A 6,112-nucleotide genomic window follows, 5' to 3' on the forward strand; every position below is an offset into this window, starting at 1 on the left:
CGCGGCGGCGGCGGCGAACGACCTGGTCGGCGGCGGCGGCGCGGGTCAGGACGCCGACATTCCGGCGGCAGTGCGGCAGCTGACGGAAGCGGCGCGCGCGCTGCGCTCCTTCTCCGACTATCTCGGCCGCCACCCCGAGGCGCTGCTCAAAGGCAAGAAAGAACGATGATGCGCCGGCTCTTACCAATCGCCGTCCTCGCGCTCGCCGCCTGCGGGCACAGCAGCGCCACCCGCTTCTGGACGATTGAGGCGGCGCCCGCGCCGACGCGCCACCCCGCGCTGGCGAGCCCGATCCGGATCGACGCGGTGCGCGTGCCGCTCGCGATCGATCGGCTCGAACTGGTCCGGCACGACGCCGCGAACCGCGTCGCGGTGCTGGACTTCGATCGCTGGAGCGCGCCGCCGGGCGACCTGATCCGCCGCGCGCTGACCCGCGACCTGCTCGCGCGGCTGCCGGCGGACAGCGTGATCTTCCCCGACACGCCACGCCGCCCCGGCACGCGCGGCGTCGCAATCGCTGTACTCGATCTCGACGAGACGGACGCTGAATCAGTGATGACGGTGAGCTGGAGCGTCGGCGACGGCGCCCCCCATCAGCTCACGTTACATGCCCCGCTCGCGACCCCCGACGCGGCGGGCCAGACCACCGCGCTCGGCGTGCTGATCGGTCAGCTCGCGGACGACATAGTCGCGACGCTGCGATAGCTGGGTCAGCGGAATGGTGGGCGTGGCAAGGATTGAACTTGCGACCCCTGCAATGTCGACACAGCGCCTTTGGCGCCGACCGGAGAACTGCGTCACTTCGGCCGGCGGCTAGAGAACGGACCGGGTTGGTTTGCGGAACATCGGCCATTTACATCGAACCAATCGACGGCACCCGCGACCACCTGAGGTCCGCAATGGGCTGAGCTGATGACGTAGGCGTAGTTGACAGGACGGCCGCAGCGACGAGGAGCGGGCGACGGTTCATTATGTCGGCATGTTATTGCGGTTGCGCCCGGCCGCCTTGGGGATGTGAGAGCGCCGCATGACAGCGACGAATGTAACCCTGCAAACCTGACAAGCGACAGCTCAGACAATAAGCGACCTTATCGTCCGAAAGTGTCGCTACGGCCTGTACCGGTTGAGGAGTGGACAAAGCTTGATCTTCACAAGCGCGGGTCGATCAGAACGATGCCGTCGGGCGGGTGACGATCCATGGCCACCAGGGCAGGAATCGCGTCGGTCAGCGATAGCGTTCCGCCGATCAGCCGTTCCGGCCGCAGCCGGCCCGCAAGAATCAAGGCGAGCATCTCGTCGTAGCGCCATGCCTGCATGCCGTGACTGCCCAGGATCTCCAGCTCATGCGCGATCACCTGCGCCATCGGCACCTCGGCCCGCGCCTCGTCGCCGAGCATGAGGCCGACCTGCACGTGCCGACCGCGCCGCCGCAGGCACGTGACCGAGTTGAAGCACGTCTCGCGCGCGCCCAGCGTATCCATCGACAGGTGAGCGCCGCCGCCCGTGACCGCGCGGACCGCCTCGACGACGGAGACGACCTCGCGGGCGTTCACCGTCGCGACCGCGCCGAGCGCGCGAGCGAGCGCCAGCTTGGGTTCGGCCACGTCGATCGCGACGACGTTCGCGCCCAGCGCGGTTGCGATCATCACCGCCGACAGGCCGACCCCACCCGCGCCATGCACGGCCACCCACTCCCCGCCGCGCACACGCCCCCGATCGACCACCGCGCGAAAAGCGGTGGCGAAACGGCAACCGAGGCTCGCGGCGGTGGCGAACGCCATCGTCTCGGGCAGGCGCACCAGATTGCCGTCGGCGCGATCCAGCGCGACATACTCGGCGAACGAGCCCCATTGCGTGAAGCCCGGCTGCGCCTGGGCCTCGCAGACCTGCTGGTCGCCGGCGTGGCAGCTCGGGCACCACCCGCAGGCGAGGACGAACGGCGCGGTGACGCGGTCGCCGACGTCGAACCGGCGCACCTCGGCACCGGCCGCCGCCACGACGCCAGCAAATTCGTGACCGGGCACGTGCGGCAGCCGAATGTCGGGGTCGTGGCCGCGCCAGCCATGCCAGTCGCTCCGGCACAGCCCCGTCGACTTCACGTCGATCACCACGCCATCGGGCGCCGGCGCCGGATCGGGCACATCGCGGATCGCGGGCGTCGCGCCGAAAGCGTCGAAGATCATCGCCTTCATCGACGGACAGCCCAGATCTTCCGACCATCGGGCAGGCGGGCCGAACGGCCGCGCCCGTCTTCGATGCCACCGGCCGCGACGACGGGGATCGTCAGCCGATCGGCGAGCCCCGGCAGGAACGACATCAGCCCCACGCCCGGATCATGCGCCAGACCCGGATCGAACCTGCCGCAATGGCCACCGGCCTCGATCCTCTGGGCGATCATCGCATCCGCTCCCGCTGTCTGAGCGGGCAACGCCTCGGCGAGCATCGTGAATGTCGCGAACAGTCGATGCCGGCCACCCTAGCCTTGTGAACGAAGAACGGCGGGAACAGGCTCATGGCGACGACGCCGCGCGCGGCCGCGCCGCTAAAACGGTCATCCCGCCTGGCTGCGTCACCGCCGCCGCATTTCGGAGCGAGGCGCTGCCGGCCATCGCGCTTCGCGGATCGACAGGCGCATCCCGAAGCGGGCGCGGAGGGCGGCTCCGCGAGCGTCGGGGACCGCCGTCATCGGGGCTGCACCATCGCGATCAGTGCCTCAGATAGTGGCTGGGCGGCACCCCCAGCGCCCGTCGGAACATCGCTGCGAAGCTGCTCGGGCTATCATAGCCGACGTCGAACGCCACCTGCGTCACGGGCATGCCGGCGGCGAGCTGCGACAGCGCCTCCATCAGGCGCACCTGCTGCGGCCAGACCGCGAAACCCATTCCCGTCTGCTGTTTGAAGGTGCGGGTGAAGGTCCGCCGGCCCATCGCGGCAACGCCGATCCAGTCGTCGATGTCGCGATTGTCGGCGGGGTCGCTCAGGATCGCGGCGCAGACGCGCAGCAGTCGTGGGTCGAGCGGCATCGCGACCTGGTAGGGCGCGTCCGGCATGCAGGCGATCTCCGCCAGCAACAGCTCGATGATCCGCTCGCAGCGCGCCGTTGGCGCGCCGAACGGCGGGAAGGCGGCGACCTCCAGGATGAGCGCCCGCAGGAACGGGGATACCTCGAACACGCGGCACGGCGCCGTCGCGTCGGCGGCGTCCGCGATGTACAAGGTGCGCAGCGACACGCGGCCGCGGCAGCAGACCTCGTGCGGGAGGCCGGGCGGCAGCCAGAGCGCGCGCTGGGGCGGGATCGCGAAGCTCAGCTCGGGCGTCCGCACCGACATCACGCCGGCGGACGCGTAGAGGATCTGGACGCGATCGTGCGCGTGCATGGGGTCCACGAACCCAGCCGCGTACTCGTCCTGCAGCGCGATCACCGGGCGACCGCTGGTCAACACCTCGTTGCTGTGCCGCATGGCCCGTCCCCGACGATGAGGCGTACTGTGCGATGTCTAGGGCCTTGTCACTGTATTGCAAAGCAGCGCCGCCGCGTTCTGGCCCTTCCCCATGGATGATCGGCCCGATCGCGCCAACCGCGAACGGTCGCGCCACGCTATGCGCCGCCGCGCGTTGTAGCGGTGCCAAGGAGAGTGACGGACGTGACCATCCAGTCCGAGCTGACCTACCCCGACCGCGTCGATCCCGACATCCGCCGCTTCGTCGACCTCGTGAATGCCGCCTATGCGGAGCATGCGACCGGCGATCCGGCCGATCTCGCCGGCCGTCGCCGGATCGCGGAGCGGGTGCGCGAGCGGTGGCGCGCCGGCGGACCGGCGATGCACGAGGTGCGTGATTTCGCGGCGGCCGGCCTACGGATGCGGCTCTACCTGCCGAAGGCGCAGCCGCGCCTCCCCGCGATGATCTATGTGCATGGCGGCGGCTGGACCTTGTTCAGCATCGACACGCATGACCGCCTGATGCGCGAGTATGCGGCACGCGCGGGCGTGGCGGTGATCGGCTTCGACTACAGCCTGTCGCCCGAGCACAAATATCCGGTCGCGCTGGAGGAGGTGGCGGGCGGGATCGACTGGGTCCTCGGCGATGCCGACCGGCTCGGCATCGATCCGGCCCGCGTGCTGATCGGCGGCGACTCGGCCGGGGCCAATCTGTCGGTCACCGCCAGCCTGCTGCGCCGCGAGCGCGGCCGGCCGCCGCTGGCGGGCATGGTCCTCAACTACGGCGCGTTCGATCCCGAGCCGACCGAGAGCTACGACCGCTACGGCGGCGCCGCTTTCCCGCTCAGCGTCGACGAGATGGATGACTTCTGGGCCAACTACGTCACCGCGCCCGCGCAGCTTCGCGACCCGCTGGTCGCGCCGTTGCGCGCCGACCTGGCAGGACTGCCGCCGACGTTCGTCGCGATCGCCGAGTGCGACATCCTCGCCGGGTGCAACCGCGCCTTCGCGCACAAGCTGGCCGCCGCAGGCGTGGCGGTGGAGGCGATCACCTATCGCGGCGCGACGCACAGCTTCCTTGAGGCGGTGTCGATCGCCCCATTGGCGGCGCGCGCGATCGAGGACCAGGCGACCTGGATCCGCTCGATCGTGGGCGGCTGAGATGCTGGGCGGGTTCGAGCCGGGCGACGCGGGCGAGGTGACGGACATCATCCGCCGGGCGCCGCTCGCCTGGGTGGTGTCGGCGGGCCTCCGTTCCAGCCCGTTGCCGCTGCTCGCCGAGACGGGTCCAGACGGCAGCGTCATAGCGCTGCTTGGCCATTGCGGGCGGCGCAATCCGCTGGTCGCGGCCTTTGCCGCCGATCCGCGCGGCCTCGTCGTGTTCATGGGACCGCAAGGCTATGTCGGCGCCTCGCTGGTCTCAAAGCAGGATTGGGCGCCGAGCTGGAACTACACGGCGCTCCGGTTTTCGGTGGCGGTGACGCTGGTTCCCGACGAGACGCTGTCCGCCGTCGCGAAGCTGATGCATGCGATGGAAGGCGCGGGCGGGCGGGCGATGATCGACCGGCTCGGTCCGCGTCGCGACGCGCTGCTCGGCCGCATCGTCGCGTTCCGGGCGACGGTCGTCGCGACTGACCACGACCTGAAGCTGGGTCAGGACGAATCAACCGAGGTGTTCGACGAGATCGTCGCGCGCCACCCCGACCGCGAGCTCGCCGCGTGGATGGCCCGCGTCGGCCGGCCTATTCGAAGTTGAAGCGCAGCGTGCCGCCGACCGTTCGCGGGCGTACCACGGAGCCGGCGAAGGAGAAGGGCGCGTCGAGGATGCCATAGGTCTTCGTCAGGTTCTTGGCGAACGCGCCGAGCTCGATACGCCGCGCCACGTTCACCGAGGCGTTCAGGTCGAGAATGCCATACCCGCCCCGTTGCAGCGTCGCCCCGAACGCGACCGGCGACTTGGACAGATAGCGGTGCGCGATCCCCAGCCGCGGTCGCAGCGGCGAGTGGCCGAGATAGAATTCGAGCTGGTTGGCGATCGTCCAGTCCGACGCGCCGGGCAGCTTTGAGCCGGCGGCATAGCCGCCACCCGCGGCGAAGCTGTCGGGCAGCAGCGCCGACAGCCGCGCGTCGTTGTAGCTGACGTTGCTCGTATAGGTGAGGAACGGGGCGGGACGGAAAGTGAGCGTCAGCTCGACGCCGTCGATCTTCGCGCCACCGCCGTTCGTGGTGTAGGCATTGAACGTCACCGGGGTGAAGAGCCGCGCCTGGATGTTGTCCCAATCGATGTGATAGGCGGCAATGTCGAACGACATCGTGCCGGGAACGGGATCAAATCGGGTGCCGATCTCGTAGTTTCGGGTCTTGTCGCTGCCGAAATCGAGCGGCGTGTTCGCGGCCCGGGAAAAAACGTTGACGCCGCCGATGCGGAAGCCTTCCGAATAGAGCGCATAGCCCATGAAGTAGCGGCTTGGCTGGTACTTCAACGACGCCTTGGGGATAAAGCCGGTGTCCTGCTTGGTGCCGGGCTGATAGTCGAACGGCGTGATCGCCGCCGCGTTGGGCAGAAATTGGAGACGCGGGTTGGATCGATAATTGATGTGGATCGGCGTGCAAAAGGGACCCCCTTAGCGGGGTGATCGGCGTCCAAGAGGGACCCCTCATTTCGATGGCGT

At 69.2% G+C, this 6,112-nt stretch carries 7 protein-coding genes; 3 read left to right on the top strand and 4 right to left on the bottom strand.

Features of this window, described 5'->3' with window-relative positions:
• The first annotated feature begins 165 nt into the window (after nt 1-165).
• Nucleotides 166-705: a PqiC family protein gene (locus tag HUU95_RS06125; protein WP_174279304.1), complete on the top strand. Its 540-nt coding sequence runs from the start codon at nt 166-168 to the stop codon at nt 703-705.
• A gap of 443 nt (nt 706-1,148) precedes the next feature.
• Here HUU95_RS06125 and HUU95_RS06130 read toward each other — a convergent pair whose 3' ends face one another.
• From HUU95_RS06130 to HUU95_RS06140, 3 genes are all read right to left on the bottom strand, one after another.
• The gene (locus HUU95_RS06130; RefSeq protein WP_174279305.1) at nt 1,149-2,192 is read right to left on the bottom strand and encodes a zinc-dependent alcohol dehydrogenase family protein; all 1,044 of its coding nucleotides are present in this window, start codon (nt 2,190-2,192) and stop codon (nt 1,149-1,151) included.
• Complete coding sequence (locus tag HUU95_RS06135; protein WP_174279306.1) at nt 2,189-2,443, bottom strand: nitronate monooxygenase; 255 nt, start codon at nt 2,441-2,443, stop codon at nt 2,189-2,191. Before HUU95_RS06135 ends, HUU95_RS06130 begins: the two co-directional genes overlap by 4 nt.
• Nucleotides 2,444-2,705: 262 nt before the next feature.
• A complete protein-coding gene (locus HUU95_RS06140) occupies nt 2,706-3,461 on the bottom strand; it encodes an AraC family transcriptional regulator (protein WP_174279307.1) in 756 nt (251 codons plus the stop codon).
• Nucleotides 3,462-3,644: 183 nt separating this feature from the next.
• On the opposite strand from HUU95_RS06140, the gene HUU95_RS06145 reads away from it, so the two are divergent.
• Nucleotides 3,645-4,601, top strand: a complete 957-nt coding sequence (locus tag HUU95_RS06145; RefSeq protein WP_217429783.1) for an alpha/beta hydrolase — start codon at nt 3,645-3,647, stop codon at nt 4,599-4,601.
• A gap of 1 nt (nt 4,602) precedes the next feature.
• The gene (locus tag HUU95_RS06150) at nt 4,603-5,196 is read left to right on the top strand and encodes an FMN-binding negative transcriptional regulator (protein WP_174279308.1); all 594 of its coding nucleotides are present in this window, start codon (nt 4,603-4,605) and stop codon (nt 5,194-5,196) included.
• Here HUU95_RS06150 and HUU95_RS06155 read toward each other — a convergent pair.
• Entirely contained in the window at nt 5,183-6,043 is an 861-nt protein-coding gene (locus tag HUU95_RS06155; protein ID WP_368039803.1) for a TonB-dependent receptor domain-containing protein, read from the bottom strand. The two genes, HUU95_RS06150 and HUU95_RS06155, sit on opposite strands and share 14 nt — an antisense overlap.
• Nucleotides 6,044-6,112: the final 69 nt, after the last annotated feature.

The organism is Sphingomonas bacterium (assembly GCF_903643065.1).
Classification (GTDB): domain Bacteria; phylum Pseudomonadota; class Alphaproteobacteria; order Sphingomonadales; family Sphingomonadaceae; genus Sphingomonas.

Coding starts and splice junctions, on each gene's coding strand:
- HUU95_RS06140 (WP_174279307.1), bottom strand. CDS start 3,461: ATGCGGCACAGCAACGAGGTGTTGACCAGCGGTCGCCCGGTGATCGCG.
- HUU95_RS06150 (WP_174279308.1), top strand. CDS start 4,603: ATGCTGGGCGGGTTCGAGCCGGGCGACGCGGGCGAGGTGACGGACATC.
- HUU95_RS06135 (WP_174279306.1), bottom strand. CDS start 2,443: ATGCTCGCCGAGGCGTTGCCCGCTCAGACAGCGGGAGCGGATGCGATG.
- HUU95_RS06130 (WP_174279305.1), bottom strand. CDS start 2,192: ATGAAGGCGATGATCTTCGACGCTTTCGGCGCGACGCCCGCGATCCGC.
- HUU95_RS06125 (WP_174279304.1), top strand. CDS start 166: ATGATGCGCCGGCTCTTACCAATCGCCGTCCTCGCGCTCGCCGCCTGC.